The 17017-nt window shown below is 71.3% G+C and carries 18 protein-coding genes; 10 read left to right on the top strand and 8 right to left on the bottom strand.

The window, feature by feature from the left end:
* Positions 1–46: 46 nt before the first annotated feature.
* Positions 47–772 (bottom strand): 3-keto-5-aminohexanoate cleavage protein, encoded by a 726-nt coding sequence (locus tag KIK06_RS19195; protein WP_268644569.1) that lies wholly within the window; start codon positions 770–772, stop codon positions 47–49.
* Positions 773–863: 91 nt separating this feature from the next.
* Here KIK06_RS19195 and KIK06_RS19190 point away from each other — a divergent pair, with 91 nt between their 5' ends.
* Positions 864–1925, top strand: a complete 1062-nt coding sequence (locus KIK06_RS19190; RefSeq protein ID WP_268644568.1) for a hypothetical protein — start codon at positions 864–866, stop codon at positions 1923–1925.
* Here the strand turns inward: KIK06_RS19190 and KIK06_RS19185 are convergent.
* Entirely contained in the window at positions 1905–2324 is a 420-nt protein-coding gene (locus KIK06_RS19185) for an SRPBCC family protein (protein WP_268644567.1), read from the bottom strand. The two genes, KIK06_RS19190 and KIK06_RS19185, sit on opposite strands and share 21 nt — an antisense overlap.
* Positions 2325–2333: 9 nt before the next feature.
* A complete protein-coding gene (locus KIK06_RS19180) occupies positions 2334–2933 on the bottom strand; it encodes a CGNR zinc finger domain-containing protein (RefSeq protein ID WP_268644566.1) in 600 nt (199 codons plus the stop codon).
* A 64-nt stretch (positions 2934–2997) separates the two neighbouring features.
* Here KIK06_RS19180 and KIK06_RS19175 point away from each other — a divergent pair, with 64 nt between their 5' ends.
* Positions 2998–3447 carry a VOC family protein gene (locus KIK06_RS19175; protein WP_268644565.1) on the top strand — a complete coding sequence of 150 codons (450 nt, stop codon included), beginning with the start codon at positions 2998–3000 and terminating at the stop codon, positions 3445–3447.
* Between the two features lie 85 nt (positions 3448–3532).
* Here the strand turns inward: KIK06_RS19175 and KIK06_RS19170 are convergent, their stop codons facing one another.
* Complete coding sequence (locus KIK06_RS19170) at positions 3533–4531, bottom strand: glycerophosphodiester phosphodiesterase family protein (RefSeq protein ID WP_017599353.1); 999 nt, start codon at positions 4529–4531, stop codon at positions 3533–3535.
* 239 nt (positions 4532–4770) lie between these two features.
* A complete protein-coding gene (gene serC, locus KIK06_RS19165) occupies positions 4771–5895 on the bottom strand; it encodes a phosphoserine transaminase (protein ID WP_268644564.1) in 1125 nt (374 codons plus the stop codon).
* A gap of 172 nt (positions 5896–6067) precedes the next feature.
* Here serC and pdxH point away from each other — a divergent pair, with 172 nt between their 5' ends.
* The 4 genes from pdxH (at position 6068) to KIK06_RS19145 (ending at position 11284) form a co-directional block, all read left to right on the top strand.
* A complete protein-coding gene (gene pdxH / locus KIK06_RS19160) occupies positions 6068–6721 on the top strand; it encodes a pyridoxamine 5'-phosphate oxidase (RefSeq protein ID WP_268644563.1) in 654 nt (217 codons plus the stop codon).
* 492 nt (positions 6722–7213) lie between these two features.
* Positions 7214–7915, top strand: coding sequence for a metal-dependent transcriptional regulator (locus KIK06_RS19155; RefSeq protein WP_017599356.1), 702 nt, complete (start codon positions 7214–7216; stop codon positions 7913–7915).
* 152 nt (positions 7916–8067) lie between these two features.
* Positions 8068–10374: a SpoIIE family protein phosphatase gene (locus tag KIK06_RS19150; RefSeq protein WP_268644562.1), complete on the top strand. Its 2307-nt coding sequence runs from the start codon at positions 8068–8070 to the stop codon at positions 10372–10374.
* A 160-nt stretch (positions 10375–10534) separates the two neighbouring features.
* The gene (locus KIK06_RS19145; RefSeq protein ID WP_268644561.1) at positions 10535–11284 is read left to right on the top strand and encodes an NPP1 family protein; all 750 of its coding nucleotides are present in this window, start codon (positions 10535–10537) and stop codon (positions 11282–11284) included.
* Positions 11285–11305: 21 nt separating this feature from the next.
* On the opposite strand, the gene KIK06_RS19140 is transcribed toward KIK06_RS19145, so the two are convergent.
* Positions 11306–11791 (bottom strand): MarR family winged helix-turn-helix transcriptional regulator, encoded by a 486-nt coding sequence (locus KIK06_RS19140; protein WP_268644560.1) that lies wholly within the window; start codon positions 11789–11791, stop codon positions 11306–11308.
* Between the two features lie 94 nt (positions 11792–11885).
* Between KIK06_RS19140 and KIK06_RS19135 the strand changes: the two genes are divergently transcribed.
* From KIK06_RS19135 to KIK06_RS19125, 3 genes are all read left to right on the top strand, one after another.
* A complete protein-coding gene (locus tag KIK06_RS19135; protein ID WP_268644559.1) occupies positions 11886–12320 on the top strand; it encodes a nuclear transport factor 2 family protein in 435 nt (144 codons plus the stop codon).
* A 74-nt stretch (positions 12321–12394) separates the two neighbouring features.
* The gene (locus KIK06_RS19130; RefSeq protein ID WP_268644558.1) at positions 12395–12718 is read left to right on the top strand and encodes a plasmid mobilization protein; all 324 of its coding nucleotides are present in this window, start codon (positions 12395–12397) and stop codon (positions 12716–12718) included.
* Positions 12715–13200 (top strand): hypothetical protein, encoded by a 486-nt coding sequence (locus KIK06_RS19125; protein ID WP_268644557.1) that lies wholly within the window; start codon positions 12715–12717, stop codon positions 13198–13200. Before KIK06_RS19130 ends, KIK06_RS19125 begins: the two co-directional genes overlap by 4 nt.
* Positions 13201–13270: 70 nt before the next feature.
* On the opposite strand, the gene KIK06_RS19120 is transcribed toward KIK06_RS19125, so the two are convergent.
* Together KIK06_RS19120 and KIK06_RS19115 are read right to left on the bottom strand one after the other, a co-directional pair.
* Positions 13271–13438: a hypothetical protein gene (locus tag KIK06_RS19120; RefSeq protein ID WP_017599363.1), complete on the bottom strand. Its 168-nt coding sequence runs from the start codon at positions 13436–13438 to the stop codon at positions 13271–13273.
* 33 nt (positions 13439–13471) lie between these two features.
* The gene (locus tag KIK06_RS19115) at positions 13472–14614 is read right to left on the bottom strand and encodes an acyl-CoA dehydrogenase family protein (RefSeq protein WP_017599364.1); all 1143 of its coding nucleotides are present in this window, start codon (positions 14612–14614) and stop codon (positions 13472–13474) included.
* A gap of 198 nt (positions 14615–14812) precedes the next feature.
* Between KIK06_RS19115 and KIK06_RS19110 the strand changes: the two genes are divergently transcribed.
* Positions 14813–16840 (top strand): MDR family MFS transporter, encoded by a 2028-nt coding sequence (locus KIK06_RS19110; RefSeq protein WP_268644556.1) that lies wholly within the window; start codon positions 14813–14815, stop codon positions 16838–16840.
* Positions 16841–17017 lie beyond the last annotated feature (177 nt).

Here is a 17017-nt window from a genome sequence, read left to right as displayed (position 1 = left end):
AGCGCTCCTCAACTGATCCCGGCCGCGCGGGGCCGCCCCGCGACCCTCACGCGGTCGCCGAGACCAGCCCGACCGCGTGCGCCACGAGCGCCGCGTTGTCGTGCGCCTCCGTGCCGTCCGGCAGCCGCATGGTGTCCTCCAGCCCGATCCGCACGTCGTAACCGGCGGCGGCCGCGGCCTCCAGCATCGGCCACGCGGTCGCGTCAGCACCGTGCAGCATGCGCGGCCGGTCCAGCCGGGCCCGGTCCAGGAGCGAGATCACCGCGTCCGCGTTCGCGCGCGCGTCCGCCACGGCGACCTGGGTCGGTTCGACCAGGACCGCCGCCACCGGGATCTTCGTCGCGACCAGGATGCGCGCCGCCTCCACCGTCCACACCCCGGCCTCCACCGCGACCCTGCGGTCGTCCAACAGGTGCACGAGGTCGACCGACCCCGCCTCGTGCAGGTTCACCGTCACCGAGTCGGGCAGCGCGGACGACGCCCACCTCTGCACCAGGTCGTACCGGCGCCAGGGGTCGGACTCGGCGGACAGGGAGGTGGTCAGCGACACGGGCACGTCCGGTCCCTCGGCGCGCAGGCGCTCCATCAGCGGAGCGACCACCTGCGGTTCGAGCGACTCGGCGCCCCGGGAGTCACGCGGATGGATGTGGACGCCGGTCGCACCCGCCTCGACGACGGCGTGCGCGTCCGCCACGAGCTGGTCCACGGACACGGGCAGGGCCGGATGCGCGCCGGGACGGCGGTCTCCGTTGAGACAGGCGACGATCCTCATGGGCCCTCCTTACGGCGCTCCGTATGCGACATGTGCCCGTTCCCCCACGGGTGCAAGCACCGCGTCGCGCGGCCCTGGCAGGATGGCGACCATGAATCGACCGCTCGCACTCGCCGTGGCCGCACTCCTCGTCGCGGCCTTGGCCACACCGGCCGCCGCCGCGACGACCGAACCGGACGACGGCGGTACCGGCGGACTGGACTACCCGCGCGGAGGGGAGGGGCCCGCGGGATCGGAGACCGCGTTCACCCTCCAGGACCCGGGGATCGCGGAGTCGAGCGGGATCGCCCCGTCCATGCTGCACGAGGGCGTGTGGTGGACGCACAACGACAGCGGCCCCATCGAGCCCGAGGTGTACGCGGTCGACGAGAACGGCGAGACCCTCGCGACGGTCACCCTCGCCGTGCGGCTGCGCGACTGGGAGGCGATCACCGTCACCGAGGGGGCGGACGGCACCCCGGAGGTGCTCGTCGGCGACATCGGCGACAACTTCGGCGGGAGCTGGCCGAACGTCAGCGTCTACCGGTTCGCCGAACCCGAGACGCTCGTCGACGCCACCGTCGAACCCGAGGAGATCACCCTCGTCTACGCCGACGGGGGGCGCGACGCGGAGTCGATGATGGTCGACCCCCGTGACGGCCGTCTCTACGTGGTGTCCAAGGAGTTCTCCGGCGGCGTGTACGCGGCGCCCGAGGAACTGGACCCGGCCGGGGTGAACACCCTGGAGCGGATCGACTCAGCCCCGCTGTTCGCCACCGACGCGGCCTTCTCCCCGGACGGCGAGCGGTACGTGATCCGTACCTACTGGGGGGCGAACGTCTACGACGCCACCGACGGCGTTCCGGGCACCGCCCTGGGGTCGTTCGAGCTCCCGGAGTCGACGCAGGGCGAGTCGATCGCCTTCACCCCCGACGGCACCGCGCTCATGGCCGGGACGGAGGGGGTGGGCGCCCCCGTGTGGCGGGTGCCGCTGCCCGACCGCTACCTGTCCGGCGAACCGGCGGAGACGGACGCCGAGCCGACGGAGACGGAGAGCGGGTCCGCGTCCGACAGCGGCTCGGGCCGGGCTGGCGCGATGCCGTTCATCCTGGGCGGCGTGGGCGTGGCCGTGCTGGTCATCGGCGGGATCGTGCTACTGGCCCGCCGGGGTTAGCGTCCCCTCCACCGAGTCCATGATCCGGCGCCAGTGCTCGCGGCGCCTCGCCCGCTCCCGCGGTCCGCCCATCCGCTCCTGGTGGAAGCGCAGGACCGAGCGCTCGCCCTTGGGGGTGACCGCGACCTGCACGGTGGTCTCCGCGCCGTCCGGAGACCGGTGCGTGAGCCGCACGTGGTAGCGCGGCCCCTCGCGGAGGCCGCGCACCTCGCCCTCGGCGCCGTCGGCCGTGCGGTAGCCGCCACCCCGGCGCAGCTCGATTGATGGTGACGGGCCGAGCCACAGCTCCAGGCCCTCCTCGCTGGTCATGAACCGCCACACCCGCTCGGCGGGCAGGGGGAGCGTCCGGGACACCCCGATCTGGTAACCCGCGTCCCGTGTCAGTCCGACCTCTCCCATGGAATCCTCCTACTGGTTCTCGCGACGGGCGCGCAGCGCCCTCACCTTCTCGCGGTTGCCGCAGCGCTCCATCGCGCACCACCGCCGCCGTCCGGGCCGAGAGGTGTCGACGAAGAGCAGCAGGCAGTTGTGTCCGCCGCACTCGCGCACGCGGTCGGCGAAGCGGCCGGTGAACAGTTCGACGGCGTCGCGCGCGACGGTCGACAGCGCCTGTGAGGCGTCGGCGGGGGAGGCCCAGGAGGCGGTCCCCCCGGGGGCCATCTCCGGCGCCAGAGGCGCCTTGGCGGCGAAGCGGTTGATCTCGGCCACGTCCTCCGCCGGCAGCGCCCTGTCGTGGGCCGCCGCGCGGGTCACGCGCAGGATCGCGTCCCGCAGGCGGCGCGCGTCGCCCACGTCGCCCTCCGCCACCCCTACGTCCGACGGGCTCAGGCGGAGGCGGCACGCAGCCAGCCAGGCGCGCAGGTCGTCGGGGGCGTGCAGAACCTCCCAGCGGGCCAGTTCGTCGGGGCCGCCCGTGGTCAGCAGTTCCAGGCACAGCGCCCCCGGGTCGAACAGGTAGCTCGCCCCGTTCGGAGGGTGCATCGGTATGCCCGTTGCGCTCGCGTTCATGTAACCAGTATAACTGGAATCACTGGCACGGGGGAGCCCCCGGACGAACCGAAGGAGACCACCGATGGCCGTGGACTGGCAGCTCGTCGTGGACTGCGCCGAACCGCTCGCGCTCTCCCGCTTCTGGGCGGCGGCCCTGGAGTACGAGCCCGAGGACAACGACGCGCTCATCGGCCGCCTGGAGGCGGCGGGCATGGTCGGGGAGGACGACTACACCGTGGTGGACGGGCGCAGGGCGTTCATCACCCTCGCCGCGATCCGCCACCCCGACGACCCCGTGCAGGAGGGCAGCGGCATCGGCCTGGGCCGACGCCTCCTCTTCCAACGGGTCCCCGAGGGCAAGGCGGCGAAGAACCGCCTCCACCTCGACCTGCGGGTCGGGCCCGAGCGGCGCGCCGAGACCGTCGAGCGGCTGGAGGGGCTCGGCGCGACCGCCGTGCGCGCGATCGAGGAACCCGGTGTCTCGCTCGTCACGATGCTCGACCCCGAGGGCAACGAGTTCGACGTCCAGTGAGTGTTGTCCCGGGCCTCCGCCTCGGCCCGGGTTCGGGCGGCCGAACGGCAACTCCCCGGGGTGGACGCTCTATGGAATCAGGGCCCTACCCCTCCGGGGTGAGGAAGTGCTCCCGGACGAGGAAGGCGTGGCGGGAGAAGTCGGTGAACACCCCGTCCACCCCCGCCTCGAAGAAGGCCTCGTACTCAGCCGCGAAGCCCCCGTAGTCGCCCGGCTCGCCGTCCGAGCGCAGCTGCTCGGGCAGGAAGTGGTTCTCACTCCGGAACGTGTACGGGTGCACCACCAGCCCCGCCTCGTGGGCGTTCGCCACCAGGTCGGTGGGCTCACCGAGGTCGCCGTCCTCGGTGGTCGGGATCACCAGGCTCTTGTGCGGGCCGATCGCGTGCGCGAAGGAGGCGACCTCCGCCAGGCCGTCCGGGGTGGTGTAGTGCAGCCAGTGCTCCTCGGTGCCCATGAGGTAGACGAGGGGCAGCTCGGTCTCGGCGAGCTTGCGCAGGCTCTCCGCCTCGAAGGACTGGAGGAACACCGGAACTCTCGGCTCCGGGCCGGTCAGCCCCGCTTCGCGCAGGGTCGCGATCAGCGTCGGCTCCAGCTCCAGCCCCTGGGACACGTGGTAGGCGGGGTGTTTGGTCTCCGGGTAGATCCCGATCGGGCGTCCCAGCTCCTCGGTGAGCGCGAACGCGAGCTCGATGACCTCGTCCAGGGTCGGGATCTCGTAGGACCCGTCCATCATCGCGTTCATCTTGCGCACGTCCTGGAGCCGCTCCACCGCGCGCAGGGTCTTGATCTCGGCCAGGGTGAAGTCCTGGGCGAAGAACCCCTCCACCTCGTGCCCGTCGATCGTCCGCGTGGTGCGGCGGTCGGCGAACTCCGGGTGCTCGGCCACGTCGGTGGTCGCGCCGATCTCCTGCTCGTGGCGGCAGATCAGCTTCCCGTCCTTGGTGGCGACGAGGTCCATCTCGATGAAGTCGCCCCCGTACCTGGCCCCCAACTCGTAGGAGGCCAGGGTGTGCTCCGGGCGGTGACCCGACGCCCCCCGGTGCGAAATGATCGTGATCGGGAGTTCCTTCTTGTTCCTGCGCACAGCCGAACCGTCCTGGGAAGCGGAGTTAGACGACAGAGTCCTGGGGGATCACGGCCGCCCCGTGAGAGGGGCCGAAGGACCCATTCTCCCCGAGGCCGCACCCCGCTCCGACCGTGACCGACGAGCGCTCCCCGGCTCTGGCGCACCCACGGCCCGACACGCGCCCCCGGACACGGCACGGGGCCGACCGGCGACCGGTCGGCCCCGTGTGACGGACGGCGCCGCTCGGGCGGTGCCCCTCAGGACAGGCGCGAGAGCACGAAGTCCACGCACTCGGTGAGCTTGTGGACGTCGCCCGGCTCCACGGCCGGGAACATGGCGACGCGCAGCTGGTTGCGGCCGAGCTTGCGGTACGGCTCGGTGTCCACGACGCCGTTGGCGCGCAGGACCTTCGCGATCGCTGCGGCGTCGACGTCGTCGCTGAAGTCGATCGTGCCGACCACCTGCGACCGCTTGGCCGGGTCGGTGACGAAGGGCGAGGCCACCGGGGACTTCTCGGCCCAGTCGTACAGGATCGACGACGACTCGGCCGTGCGCGCGACCGTCCACTCCAGGCCGCCCCGGGTGTTCATCCACTCGAGCTGCTCGGCGAGCAGCAGCAGTGTGGCCACGGCCGGGGTGTTGTAGGTCTGGTCCTTGCGGGAGTTGGCCACCGCCGTGGTCAGCGAGAAGAACTCCGGGATGTACCGGCCGCCCGCCGCGATCTCCTCGACGCGCGCCAGGGCCTTGGGCGACATGACCGCGATCCACAGGCCGCCGTCGGCCGCGAAGCTCTTCTGCGGCGCGAAGTAGTACACGTCCGTCTCGGCGATGTCGACCGGCAGACCCCCGGCGCCGCTGGTGGCGTCCACGAGCACGAGCGCGTCGTCGTCGGCGCCCGCCACCCGCCTGATCGGGGCGGCCACACCGGTGGAGGTCTCGTTGTGCGTGAGCGCGTACACGTCCACACCGGCCTCCGCGACGGCCTCGCCGTGGCTGCCCGGATCGGTGCTGACGACGGTGGGCTCCTCCAGCCACGGAGCGCCCGCGGCGACCTTCGCGAACTTGCTGGAGAACTCACCGAACGCCAGGTGCTGCGACTTGGAGCGCAGCAGGCCGTGGGCGGCGATGTCCCAGAAGGCGGTGGTGCCGCCGTTGCCGAGCACGACCTCGTACCCCTCAGGGAGGGAGAAGAGGTCGCTCACACCCGAGCGCACCCGGGACACCAGGGACTTCACCGGCTTCTGGCGGTGGGAGGTGCCCATGTAGCGGGTGCCGGAGGAGGCCAGCGCCTCCAGCTGCTCCGGGCGGACTTTGGACGGGCCGCTGCCGAAACGGCCGTCGGAGGGCAGCAGGTTCGCGGGAATCTGAATGTCGTCGGTCACGGTCTCCAGGGTAGTGGTGGCACCCCTGACACCGCCGGTCAGGGCGTGGATTGGCGGCGTGAACATCCGTGACTGCGGTACGGGGAATCACACGCGACCGTCCTCGTTCCCGGACGGGAGCCCGCGAGTCAGGGGTGGCGCGGGGGACGCGTGACGCGAGAGGATGCCCCACGTGGACCACCGAAACCCTGCCGAACTGCGGAAACCGTACATGGGCGACCCCTTGCGCCGAGCCGACCTGGCCGACCATCCCATGACGCAGTTCCACCTGTGGTTCGACGAGGCCTACGCCTCCGACCTCGCCGAGCCCAACGCCATGGTGCTCGCCTCGGTCGAGGCCACGGGGATGCCGCGCGCCCGCACCGTCCTGATGAAGGGCTACGACCGCCGCGGGCTGCGCTTCTTCACCAACTACACCTCCCGCAAGGGTCAGGCCCTGGACGCCGATCCGCGCGCCGGCGTCGTCTTCCCCTGGCACGCCATCCGACGCCAGGTCCTCATCGCGGGGCGGGTCACCCGCCTGTCGGACGCGGAGAACGACCGCTACTTCGCCTCCCGCCCGCGCGGGTCGCAGATCGGGGCGTGGGCGAGCGAACGGCAGTCCCAGCCGGTGGCCGACCGCGACGAACTGGACCGCCTCTACGGCGAGTTCGATCACGTGTGGGCCGAGGACGAGCCGATCCCCCGCCCCGCCTACTGGGGCGGCTACCGGCTCGTCCCGGAGGAGGTGGAGTTCTGGCAGGGCGGCGCCGACCGTATGCACGACCGTTTCGTCTACACCCCCGACGAGGCCGGGGGCTGGCGGATCGAGCGGCTCGCCCCCTGAGGAGGCGCCTCAGGGGCCCCCGCGCGGATCGCCCCTGAGGGGCCCGGGCCTCCGAGCGGCTCCCCGCACCCTCTCAAACCCCTCCTTCCCGCTCTTTCCCGCCGTCCCGGGCGTTCCGAGGGCGCTTCGTACGCCCGTTCGGTATATCGTGGCCCGGGCCGGGGCCGCGCACGAGCCCCAGGAGACCACGACCCCACGCGCGGGGACTCGTACCCCGGATCGGCGGGGTCCGCCGCGCCGGGGCGGACCGCCGCGCGCCGGGTCCCGACCGGATCCACGTTCGCGCAGCGTGTCCGTATCGTGAGACCTCGTCGAAAATCGGGTCGGTGCCGTCGCGATATGCTTGCGGTATCGGTGGTCGCTCCCGCGGTCCTGCGGACGTCCCGGTCCCCACTCGGCCTCTGGGAATCACGCACCCCCGGCCTGTGTTGTGAGAGACCTGCCGTGCCCGCCGTGACCACGCGACGGGCACAGAGCCTTGGGAGGGGAGACTTGACCGCACACGGGCTGATCGACACCACGGAGATGTACCTCCGGACGGTCTTCGAGCTCGAGGAGGAGGGGATCGTCCCGCTTCGGGCCCGCATCGCCGAACGTCTGCACCAGAGCGGCCCCACCGTGAGCCAGACCGTGGCCCGCATGGAGCGCGACGGTCTGCTGCGCGTCGAAAACGACCGTCACCTGGTGATGACGGCGGAGGGCCGCCGGCTGGCCACCCACGTCATGCGCAAGCACCGCCTCGCCGAGCGCCTGCTCGTGGACGTCATCGGCCTCCCCTGGGAGGACGTCCACATCGAGGCCTGCCGTTGGGAGCACGTCATCTCCGAGGCGGTGGAGGAGCGGCTCGTCACCCTCCTCAACGCCCCCTCGGTGTGCCCGCACGGCAACCCCATCCCCGGACTCGACGAACTGGGGCTGGAGGACTACGCGCCGGAGCCGTTCACCGACGACTCGATCGTTCCCATGATCGACGTCGCCGGCAACGACGACATCACCGTCACCGTCCGGCGTATCAGTGAACAGTTGCAGTCGGACGCCGACATCATGCTCACCCTTCGCCGATCCGGGGTACAACCGGATCAGGAAGTGGTCCTGCGCGCCTCGGACGACGGGGTTCGCGTCACGGGCGGTGAGGCCGGGTCCGCCGAGCTTCCGGCGGATGTCGCCGGACACATCTTCGTCGCCAAACCGTGAACCGTTCGTATACGTGGATTGGTGGCACATCGGGATTGTCTCAATGCGCTGCGGGAACGTTGACGGTGTTGCTACGCTCGGCCCAAGGTGCGGTCGTTCGGGGTACCGGGAGCGGGCATGTGCGCAGCTCATGACGGCGAGGTGGCGGCTAGATGACACGGTGGGGTGAGCCCTTCCGGGAGAGTGACGCGCTCGCCACGGCCGCCGTGGTGGACCAGGCGCAGATCGCCATCGTCGTCATCGACCGATTCAGCCTGCTCAGGTACTGGAACCCCTTCGCCCGCGAGCTCTTCGGCTTCGTCGACGGCCGCGACTACGTCGGTCTCTCCCTGCTCGACATCGGAATCCACGAGTCCGACCGCGAACACGCCTCCCAACTGGCCCGCCGCGTCCTGCGCGGTGAGCCGTGGGAGGGCACCTTCGCCGTGCTCAAGGGCGACGCCAACTGGATCCACGTGCGCGCCCAGGCCGTCCCGCTGCGCAATGACGAAGGCGAGATCGACGGCATCACCCTGATCGCGCGCGAGGCCCTGCGCAGCGGCCGGGTGGAGGAGCAGTACGGTCTGCTGGAGCGGATCGGCAGCCGCCTGGCCAGCTCGCTGGAGTTCGACTCCACGGTCAAGGGCGTGGCGGGCATCCTGGTCCCGCAGTTCGCCGACCACTGCTTCATCGACCTGTACGACCACGAGCGCCTGGTCCGGCAGGTCTCGGTGCACGCCGAGGGCTGGTCCCCGCCCGCGCGCACGTGGTACGAGGTCGGCGACGAGGTCCACTACACCGAACGCCACTTCGTCACCCAGGCCCTGCGCCGCCTGGAGACCGTGGTCAGCGGCGACTACCTCCTGGAGAACTCGCCCAACGACCGGTCCAACCTCGTCTCCCGCCAGGTCGGCGTCACCTCCGCGATCGCCGCCCCGCTGCGGGCGCGCGGCGAGGTGCTCGGCGTGCTGACCCTCGCCCTGTCCGGGCTCTCGCCCCGGCAGAAGAGCACCTACGGTGGGTTCGACCGCGACCTGGTCGGCGCGATCGCCTCGCGCGTGGCCCTGGCCATCGACAACGCCCGGCTGTTCGAGGAGGAGCGCAGCACCGCGCTGGCCTTCCAGAACAGTCTGCTGCCGAGCAGCTTCCCGCAGCTCGACGGCCTCACCGTCGCGCACCGCTACCTGCCGGCCGGGCCGCTGCAGGCCCACGGTTACGGCGTGCAGACCCAGGTCGGCGGCGACTTCTACGACGCCATCCCGCTGTCCGCCGGACGCGTGGGCCTGGTCATCGGCGACGTGGAGGGGCGTGGTCCGCACGCGGCGGCCGTCATGGGCCAGCTCCGCGCCGCCCTGCGCGCGTTCGCCCAGGCCGACCGCGAACCCGCCGACATCCTCCGCGAGCTCGACGAGTGGGTCCGTCAGCTCGGCCAGCCCGACGGCGACGGCGGCACCTGGATCCCCAGTGTGAGCTGCCTCTACATGGTCTACGACGCCTGGTCGCGGGAGCTGTCCTACGCCAACGCCGGGCACGCCTCGCCCCTGCTGGTCACCTCCGACACGGTCGAGACCCTCGACCTGGAGGTCACCGACCGCATGTTGGGCGTTCGCGCGCGCGGCGCCGCCGGCGAGGACATCGTCTACCACCAGGCCGACCTGCGGCTCCCGATCGGGGCCACCCTGGTCCTGTACACCGACGGCCTGGTGGACCGGCGCCCGGCGGGTGGGCGCCCAGACCCGGAGGGGGCCCTCCTCCGCCTGGCCGAACGCGTCACCGAGGTCGCGGACAAGGACGTCGAGCAGATCGCCGAGGCGGCCGTGCACAGCGTGCCGGGCGAGATGGACGACGACACCGCGCTCCTGGTCGTGCGCACCCACTCCGACGAGCTCGCGCTGCGCGAGGGCTGGTTCCAGTCCGAGGCCTCCACCGTGGGCGAGGCGCGCCATCTGGCCGCCAACACGTTCGCGGAGTGGGGGATGGACCGCGACCAGGCGGAGCTGGCGTGCCTGCTGGTCTCGGAGATCGTCACCAACGTCGTCATCCACGCCACCCCGCATCCGGTGCACCGCGAGTTCACGGGCAACGGGGTCATGGACTCCGAGACCCCCTTCGACGGCGGCGTCGCCGACGAGTTCGACGAGGACTGGACCGACCTGCTGGAGGAGGCCGCCTCCACCGACGAGTCGAACGAGGACCCGGCGGAGAAGGAGTTCCTGCTCCGCCTGCGCCGTGGCGCCTCCGCCGTGTGGGTGGAGGTCTTCGACCACGATCTGAGGCTGCCCCGCATCCGCAGCGCCGCCGCGGACGACGAGGGCGGGCGTGGGCTCTACCTCGTCGAGCAGCTCGCCGCGCGCTGGGGTTCGCGGCCCACCCCGGACGGCAAGGCGGTGTGGTTCGAGATGCCGATGCACGGTGAGGACGCCGAGGAGCGGGCGGACGAGGACCGGACGGAAGGCGCCTCGGCCGAGGGCCCCGTCTGATCCGGCTCGGTGAGGGCCCCGGTTCCCCGGGCCCGATCCCGCCAGCGAACGCCGGGGGAAATCCCCGTCACACTCCTTGTCCTTCTCGGGCACGCTGAGTAACGTGCGCCCTGACGCGTGCCCCCGCGCGTGACCGGTTCCCCCCGCCGGAAGGACCCCCATGACCCGCCCCCTGCGGTTCGGCGCCCGCGCCCTCCTCGCATCACTGCTCCTCGTCCTCGCGCTCGCCGCCCCGCCGTCCGCCCTGCCCACGAGTCACACCGAGGCCGAAGGGCGGTGGCGGCCCGCCTTCGACTACGACACCGACGGCTGCTACCCCACCCCCGCCATCGGCCCGGACGGCACCCTGAACGGAGGGCTGAACACCTCCGGCGCGCTCAACGGGAACTGCCGCGACGCCCACGACCTGGACAACACGAACTCCTACTCCCGCTCCCGCTGCGACGCCAGCGGCTGGTGCGCGTACATGTACGCCCTGTACTTCGAGAAGGACCAGGTCCTCCCCGGTTGCTGCGGGCACCGGCACGACCTGGAGCACGTCGTGGTGTGGGTCCAGGGCGGCGAGGCGCGGTACGTGTCCGCCTCGGCGCACGGCGAGTACGACACCCGCCCCGCCTCGGATGTCCTGTGGGAGGGCACGCACGCCAAGATCGTCTACCACAAGGACGGCTGGTCCACCCACGCCTTCCGGTTCGCCGCCGGGCACGACGACCCGCCGGAGAACCACCACGGCGTGTGGCAGTACCCGGACCTGGTGGGCTGGGACCACTTCCCGCCGGGCATCCGCGACGTCCTCACGTCGGCGGACTTCGGCAGCGCCCAGCTCGACCTCAGGGACGACCGGTTCGCCGGCGCGCTCGAGCGGGCGATGCCCCCGGGGATCGACTTCGACCCCCACGCCGTCGGCTGAGCCCTCGCCCGGCCGCGGCGGTCACGCGCGCTCCGGCGCCCCGGCGAGATGGTCGTTGACGCGGCGGAGCAGGGCGAACAGCTGCGCGCGCTCGTCGCGGCCGAGCGGGGCCATGATGTGCTCGTTGACGTCGTCCAGGACGCGGTCGAGTTCGGCGAGGCGACGCTCGCCGTCGTCGGTGATGGTGATGACGTTGCGGCGCCCGTCGGCCGGGTCGGGCGCGCGGCGGATCCAGCCGCCGCGCGCGAGAGCGTTGAGCACCGCGACGAGGTCGCTCTTGTAGATCCGGGTGCGGTCGGAGAGGGCCGCCTGGCTCGCGGGGCCGAACTCGGCGAGGGCGGCGAGCACCACGAAGTCGTCCTTGTGGGCGCCCACCGCGCGGAGCGCGTCGCCCGCGGCGCGCCGCATCTGGACGGCCGTCATCCCGACGAGGCGCGAGAGTTGGCCCCTGAGCCGCTCGGGGGTCCGGTCGCCGTGGTCGAATCGCAGTTCGTCGCCGCTCTCCATGCGGGCAGCCTACCCCGCTTGTGTTAGGGACACTAACGATGTATTTTCGTTCGCGAGGTTAACGTTAGTGATTCTAACTATTTGAGGGGTCACCATGGCCGACACCGAGACCCTGGTCCGTGAACTCGCGGACCGCGCCGAACTGGCCGACCTGGTCGCCCGCCACAGCCTGTGGATCGACGAGGGCCGCTGCGACGAGACCGACCGGCTCTTCACCGAGGACGTCGTCGTCCGTTCCCTCCGCGGGGAGGCCCGCGGCATCCCCGCGCTCGTCGAACTCGCCCGCTCCGGCCACGACCGCTACCAGCGGACCATGCACTCCAAGGCCAATCTCGTCATCGAGGTCGACGGTGAGACCGCCGCGGTGCGGGCCCACGACGTCGCCGTCTTCGTCATCGACGACACGACGGAGGCCCTCGCGGCCGGGGTCCACCGCTACCGTGCGCGCCGCACCGGGGACGGCTGGCGCTTCGACCGCCTGGAGGTCACCCCGGTCGCGCTGACCGAAGCCCTCGGCCGGGCCCTCTGAGGTGTGTTCCGCGCCCGCTGCTCGGCGTGCGGCGTCTTCTGGACAAGTCGTAATACTCGTATTACGCTGATGTGATGGCGAAGGTGAGAATCAGTATCAGCCTTGATCCGGATGAAGCCGATCGCGTCAGGTCACACGCTGATCGTGCGGGGATGGACGTGTCGTCCTACCTCGTCAACGCCGCGATCCGTCAGATGGCCGAAGTCGAGGCGGCGGAGGCGGAGTTCGCGGCTGTCGACGCGCTGATCGCCGATGCCGAAGGGCGGGCCGAGCACTACGGGCCCGTCGACGACGCGGACGCCGAGTCGCTGAGTGCGGATGAACGCCGTGAGGTGGACGAGGCGATGCGTCTGGTCTACGGTGCCGGAGAAGCTCCGGGCCGGGGCGAGGTGGCGTGAGCGTCCGCGTGCCCGTTTACGACACAGGGATGCTCATCGCGTTGGCCGCGCGTAAGGCCAAGGCGGTCCAGATACACCGGGGGCTCGTTCGGGCCCCGCACCGTCCCGTGGTCCCCGGCCCGGTTGTGGCCCAGGTGTGGCGTCCGGACCCGGCGACCGTGCACGCCGTGAGCGCCGTCCTGAAGGAGTGCACGGTGCCCCAGGCCCGATCGTCCTCGTCCGCCCTGCGGCCCACGAGTGCGGGGCAGGCGGAGTGCATCGCGTGCGCGACCGCTCCGGACATCACCGACTGGCGGCGCGTCGGCACGGTGCTGGGTGTGGCGGACCTGCCCGTGAAGAAGCGTCCGGACGCGGTGGACGCCCTTGTCGCGTGGGTCGCCGTGAAGCATCGGAGCGCCGTGGTGTTCACCAGCGATCCCGCGGACATCACCGCCTACGTCGAGGCGATCGGTGCCGATGACGTGCACGTGGTCGCGGTGTGACGTCCCGGGCGTACCGACCGGGGCGAGGTGGCGTGAGCGTTCGTGTGCCCGTTGACGACGTCCGGCGGGCTCAGCGCCAGGACCACGCCCACAGCAGCAGGCACACGAACACGAAGAAGACCACGATCCCGCTGGTCGTCCACGGGATGTGCACCTTGGGCCGGAGCTTGCGCACGCCGATGACGAGCAGTACGACCAGCAGGCCCATGACGATGAGGCCGTCCCACGCACCGCTCATGACCGATCCGACCCTTCCCGAACGGGGGCTGTCTCACAGGCCCAGGCCGCGTCCCACGATCTCCTTCATGATCTCGGTGGTGCCACCGTAGATCGTCTGGACGCGGGCGTCCTGCCAGGCCTTCGCCACCGGATATTCCATCATGTACCCGTACCCGCCGTGAAGCTGGAGGCAGCGGTCCATCACCCGGTTGCACATCTCGGTGGTCCACCACTTGGCCATGGCGGCGTCCTCGACGGTGAGTTCGCCCCGGTTGAGCAGCTCGACGCCCCGGTCGACGTACACCCGCGCCATGTCCACCTCGGTGGCCATCTCGGCCAGGGCGAAACGCGAGTTCTGGAAACGCCCAATCGGGCGGCCGAAGGCCGTGCGTTCCCGGCAGTACTCGATCGTGTGCTGGAGCATCGCGTCGGCGGAGGCGGTCGCGCAGGTGGCGATGGACAGCCGCTCCTGCGGCAGGTTCCGCATCAGGTGGATGAACCCCTGGTTCTCCGTCCCGACGAGGTTGGTGACCGGCACGCGCACGTCCGAGAAGAAGAGCTCGGCGGTGTCCTGGGCCTTCATCCCGACCTTGTCCAGGTTGCGCCCGCGCTCGAAGCCGGGAGTCGCGCGCTCGACGGCGACGAGCGAGAAGCCCTGGGCGCCCGCGTCGGGGTCGGTCTGGCAGACCACGATCACGACGTCGGCGTTGACGCCGTTGGTGATGAAGGTCTTCTGCCCGTTGACGACGTACTCGTCGCCGTCCCGCACGGCCGTGGTGCGGATCCCCTGGAGGTCGCTCCCGGTCGAGGGCTCGGTCATGGCGATCGCCGTGATCAGCTCGCCGCTGGCGAACCCCGGCAGCCACCGGCGCTTCTGCTCGTCGGTGGTCAGCCCGACCATGTACGGGGCCATGACGTCGTTCTGGAGGGTGATGCCCAGGCCGCTGGCGTGCGCGCGGCAGATCTCCTCGTTGACGATCGTGTTGTAGCGGTAGTCGTGGATCCCGGTGCCGCCGTACTCCTCGGGCACGCCGTGGCCGAGCAGGCCGACCTCGCCCGCCTTCGTCCACACCTCCCTGGGCACGATCCCGTCCTTCTCCCACTGGTCGTGGAAGGGAACCACCTCGCGTTTGAGGAACTCCCTCACGCTCTCGCGGAAGAGGTCGTGGTCGGAGTCGAAGAGTTCCCGCTTCATGTGCTGCCCCGAGAGTGTCGTCGGTCACGTTCGCTCACACGTTAACCGAATCGGATTCGGTTTTGAAGGGGGCGGGCAAGCGCGGGCAAAGGTTCCCGCGGACGGGGCGATTCCCCCGCTCCCCTGGCCCGGCCGCTTCCTACCGTGGCGGGAGGGGGCCGCCGTCGCCGGGAGGCGGCCCGGGTGGGGGGAGTACCGATGGTGCGGAGCAGGGGCGACCGGCGGGAACGGCGGGGTGCGCGGATCGCGGTCATCATGACGGCGCTGATGCTGAGCGTGCTGCTCTCGGCGCTGGACCAGACCATCGTGTCGACCGCCCTGCCGACGATCGTGTCCGACCTGGGCGGGCTCAACCACCTGTCCTGGGTGATCACCGCCTACCTGCTCGCCGTCACCGCCAGCACCCCGCTGTGGGGCAAACTCGGCGACCAGTTCGGCCGCAAGAAGCTCTTCCTCGGCTGTATCTCGGTCTTCGTGGTCGGCTCCGCCCTGTGCGGGACGGCACAGGACATGCTCCAGCTCATCATCTTCCGGGGGATCCAGGGGCTCGGCGGGGGCGGCCTGATGGTGCTGGCCGCGGCGATCATCGGCGACGTCGTCTCAGCCCGGGAACGCGGGAAGTACCAGGGGCTGTTCGGGGCCGTGTTCGGTGTCGCCAGCGTCGCCGGTCCACTGATCGGCGGATTGTTCGTCGACCACCTGAGCTGGCGCTGGGTCTTCTACGTCAACCTGCCGCTGGGGATCGTCGCCTTCCTCCTCGTGCTCGCGGTCCTACCCCAGCACCGTCCGGAGGGCCGGGGGCACGTGGACTACGCGGGGATCCTGCTGCTCGCCGCCACCGCCGTGTGTCTGACGCTCGTGGCCGCCTGGGGAGGGTCGATGTACCCCTGGACGTCGCCGGTGATCCTCGGACTGGCGGTCGTCGCGATGGCCCTGGGGGCGGGCTGGTGGTGGACGGCCAGCCGCGCCGAGGAGCCGGTGATGCCGCTCGGCCTGTTCCGCGACCCCGTCATCGTGGTCCCCATGGCCATCAGTTTCTGCGTGGGGGTCGCGATGATGGGCTCGATGGCCTTCCTCCCGCTTTTCCTCCAGGTGGCGCACGGTCTCTCGCCCACGGCCTCGGGCCTGTACCTGCTGCCGATGGTCGGCGGCCTGTTCCTGACCTCGATCGGCAGCGGCCGCCTGGTCGCCCGCACCGGCCGCTACAAGGTCTTCCCGGTGGTGGGCATGGCGGTGACGTCGGTGGGGCTGTTCCTGCTCTCGACCATGGGGCCGGACACCGCCGACGCGGTCATGGGCGCCTACTTCTTCGTCCTCGGCTTCGGCCTGGGGCTGGTGATGCAGGTGGTGATGCTGGCCGTGCAGAACGGGGCCGAGTACCGCGACCTGGGCGTGGCCACGTCCTCGGTCACGTTCTTCCGGTCGATCGGCGGCTCCTTCGGGACCGCCGTGTTCGGCTCGGTGTTCGCCGGGCGGTTGGCCGTCAACCTCGCCGACCGCGCCGAGCAGATCCAACTCCCGCCCGGAGTGGACATCTCCATGCTGGAGAGCGATCCGCGCACCGTGGACCAGCTGTCCCCCGAGACGCAGGCCTCGTTCCTGGGGGCCTACGCCGACGCCGTCGACACCGTGTTCCTGTGGGCGGTGCCCGTGGCGCTGGCCGGGTTCGTCCTCGCGGTGTTCCTCCGGCAGGTCCCGCTGCGCACCACCGTGGAGTCCCCGGACCTGGACGAGGCCATCTCGCCGGTCGTCGCCGCCGGACGCGGCCCCCTCGCGCACGTGGAGAAGGCGGTGTTCCGGTACTGCGGCAGGGAGGGCGCCCGCGGGATGTACGACCGCCTGCGGGAGGCCAGTGGGTTGTCGGTCTCCTCGGAGGCGTGCTGGGCGCTCAGCCACCTGGGAACGATGGGACCGTTGAGCCGGGAGGAGGAGGAACGGGTCGCCAGTGTCTCCAGTGAGTGGTGGGAGCGGATCCACCGGGAGCTGCTGGAGGCCGGGTACCTGGCCGAGGAGGGCGGGCGCTGGGAACTCACCCGGAGCGGGGTCGAGGCGGCGAGGGCGGTGTTCGACGCCCAGCGCACGGCGCTGCGGTCGCTGCTGGCCGACTACGGCCCGGACGAACACCCGGAGGTGGTGGCCGCCGTGGAGCGGATGACCGCCGACACCCTCGGGGACGACGAGGACGCCGAGGCCCTCGGCCGGGACCCGGGCACCCGGGGGGCGTAGGCAGTGTTTTTGGGGCCCGCCGCTTCGCCTCGGCCCGCCCGTCGCCCTCCACCACCCTCAACGGACGGCCTTCGGCCGCGGAACCTCCCTCTTCGTCGCCCTCCACCACCCTCAACGGACGGCCTTCGGCCGCGGAACCTCCCTCTTCGTCGCCCTCCACCACCCGGACGGCACCCC

This window comes from Nocardiopsis sp. EMB25 (assembly GCF_026797795.1).
Lineage (GTDB): Bacteria > Actinomycetota > Actinomycetes > Streptosporangiales > Streptosporangiaceae > Nocardiopsis > Nocardiopsis lucentensis.
The sequence above is the reverse complement of the archived record's forward strand: the minus strand, read 5'-3'. Positions and strand labels throughout refer to the sequence as shown.